This window comes from Streptomyces sp. A01 (assembly GCF_059026195.1).
In genome coordinates, this window is record NZ_JBWLKN010000077.1 from 1 (window position 1) to 3,073 (window position 3,073).

Consider the following 3,073-nt stretch of genomic DNA (forward strand, 5'->3'; position numbering starts at 1 on the left):
CGGCTGAGGAGGAGGAGGTGTCGTGCGCTGTGTTGGGTGACGAGGTGGTGGGCGAGGAGGGTGCCCAGGGTGCCGGTACCACCGGTGATGAGGACTGTGCCGTTGGGGTCGGGCGAGGATGAGGATCGCGGCAGGGTAAGAACCAACTTGCCCACGTGGCGGGCTTGGCTGAGGTGCCGGAAGGCGTGCACGCTGCGATGGATGTCCCATGTGGTGAGGGGGAGTGGCTGGAGTGCTCCGGATTCGAAGAGCGTGAGGATGTCGGTGAGCATGGTCTGGAGTCGTTGTGGTCCTGCGTCGCCGAGGTCGAAGGCGTGGTAGGTGACGCCGGGGTGGGTTTGGGTGATGTGTTGTGGGTCGCGGAGGTCGGTTCTGCCCATTTCGAGGAAGTGGCCGCCGTGGGGGAGGGTGTCGAGTGAGGCGTCGATGAAGTCGTGGGTGAGGGCGTTGAGTACGGCGTCCACGCCTTGGTTGTCGGTGGTGGTCAGGATGTGCTGGCGGAAGTCGAGGGTGCGGGAGGAGGCGATGTGGTCGTCGTCCAGGCCCATGGCGTGCAGGGTGTCCCATTTGCTGGGGCTGGCGGTGGCGAATACCTTGGCGCCGAGGTGGTGGGCGAGTTGGATGGCCGCCATGCCGACGCCGCCGGTGCCGGCGTGGATGAGGACCGACTGGCCCGCGCGGAGGTCGGCGAGGTCAACCAAGGCGTAGTACGCGGTGAGGAAGACGACAGGGACGGCGGCGGCTTGGTGGAAGGTCCAGCCGTCCGGGATGGGCGCCAGAGTGCGACGGTTGGTGATCGTGACCGGCCCGAAGGCGCCAGGGAGGAGGCCCATGACCCGGTCGCCAGGGACCAGGTCGTCCACCTCTGGTCCGGTTTCCAGGACTACGCCTGCGCCTTCGACGCCGATGGGGCCTGCGTTGGGGATCATGCCGAGGGCGTTGAGGACGTCGCGGAAGTTCAGACCGGCGGCGTGTACCGCGACGCGGACCTGTCCGGCGGTCAGTGGCTGGGAGGCCTGGGGGAACGGGATGAGGGCGAGGTTGTCCAGGGAGCCCTTGTCGGTGCTGTCCAGTCGCCAGTGCGAGCCGTCGGTGGGCGGGGTGAGCGCATCGGCCTGGGAGGTGCGAACGAGCCGGGGTGCGAGCAAAGTGTCGGCACGCAGGGCGAGTTGGGTTTCGTCGGCGCTTCGGGCGACGCTGATGGCCATAGCAAGAGACGTCGCGGTGTCGAGGTCGATGAGGTGGAAGCGGTGGGGGTGTTCGGCTTGGGCGGTACGGATCATGCCCCAGACGGGTCCGTGGGCGAGGTCGGGTGCGGGGTCGCTGGGGGCGGTGGTGACCGCGTGCTGGGTGACGATGATCAGGCGGGTGTCGGCGAGGCGTGGTTCGGCCAGCCATGCCTGGACCCATGCCAGGAGTCGGTGTGCCACGGTGCGTACGTGTTGGGCGGTCTCCTGGGCTGCCGCGATCGTTCCGGCGGGATGGCTGCCGCTGCCGCTGCCGCTGCCGCTGCCGCTGCCGCTGCCGCTGCTGGTGCTGGTGCTGGTGCTGGTGGGGTGGTCTTCGTTGTTGGTGTGCCAGTGGTGGACGCTGAGGATCGCTGTGTGTGGCGGGGGTGCGCCGGTGTCCAGAGTGTGGATCAAGGACGCCAGGTCGTCATGGGTATCGACAGGAACACCGGTGCCGGACAACGCGACGGCAAGCCCCAGCGGATCGGCATCGACGACAGCCCAATGCTCGTTCTCGGCGACGCCGAGGTCCGACGAGCTCGGGATCTTGGTCCATTCCACGTGGTACAGATGGTCACCGCTGGTGGCCGGACGGGTGGCCTCCAGCTGTGCAGGGGTAATGGGGCGAGTGACCAGGCGCCCGATGGTGGCCACTGGGGCGCTACTGAGATCTGTGATGGATACAGCCACAGCGTCCGGGCCGCGGGGAGTCACCCGTACGCGCAAGGCGGCGGCGCCCGCGATGTGTGCGGTGACGCGCTCCCAGGAGAAGGGCAGTCGGCCGTGGCTCGCGGCCTCTGACGACTCGCCCTCATCCGAGACGGTAAAACTGACGGCGTGCAGGGCGGCGTCCAGCAGCGCTGGGTGCAGGGTGTAGTGGCTGGCCTCGTGAGCGTGGTGCTCGGGAAGCGCGACCTCGGCGAAGATTTCATCACCGCTTCGCCAGGCAGCTGTCAAACCTTGGAAAACGGGACCGTACGCGAAATCGCGACTGGCCAAGCGTTGGTAGAAGTCATCAGTCGGCAGCCGCTGGGCGTCGGCGGGAGGCCAGGGTTCATTGACGCTGACGCCGGTAACGCGCTCGTCGGGGCTGTCCGTAGCCAGGATTCCGGTGGCGTGCTGGCGCCAATCAGTGTCCCCTTCTGCGTCGACGGGGTCCTGAACGCGTGAGTGGATGGTGAGGGTGCGTCGTTGGTTGTTGTCGGGTGGGTTGATGGTGAGTTGGAGTTGGGTGTCGGTGTGGTGGGGGAGGGTGAGGGGGGTGTGGAGGGTGAGTTCTTCGAGGTGGGGGCAGTTGGTTTGGGTGCCGGCGTGGAGGGCGAGTTCGACGAAGGCGGTGCCGGGGAGGAGGACGGTGTCCATGACTGCGTGGTCGGCGAGCCAGGGGTGGGTGGTGAGGGAGATGCGTGCGGTGAGGATGTGTGTGTTGGTGTCGGCGAGTTGGATCGCGGCGCCGAGGAGGGGGTGGGTGGTGGTTTGTAGTCCTGCGGTTGTGACGTCGCTTGTGTGGGTGGGGGCGTCCAGCCAGTAGCGCTGGCGTTGGAAGGGGTAGGTGGGCAGGTCGATGTGTTGGGTTTGTGTTTCGGGGAGTAGGCGTTCCCAGGTGATGGGGAGGCCGTGGGTGTGGGCTTGGGCGAGGGAGGTGAGGAAGCGGTGGGGGCCGTTTTCGTCGCGGCGCAGGGTGCCGATGGTGAGGGGTTCGATGGCCGCTGCTGTGGTGCTTGTACCGGCGATGCTGGTGTCCGTGGTGGTGTTGGTGTCTGTGGTGGTGTCGAGGGTGTCGTGGATGGTGTGGGTGAGGATGGGGTGGGGGCTGGTTTCGATGAAGGTGTGGTGGCCTTCGG

Annotated in this window: 1 protein-coding gene; it reads right to left on the bottom strand. The window is 67.2% G+C overall.

Annotation, left to right across the window (positions count from 1 at the left end; all coding sequences use genetic code 11):
• On the bottom strand, window positions 1-3,073 hold a 3,073-nt coding region (locus tag AC5P1B_RS35555; RefSeq protein ID WP_493892170.1), incomplete at both ends, for a SpnB-like Rossmann fold domain-containing protein.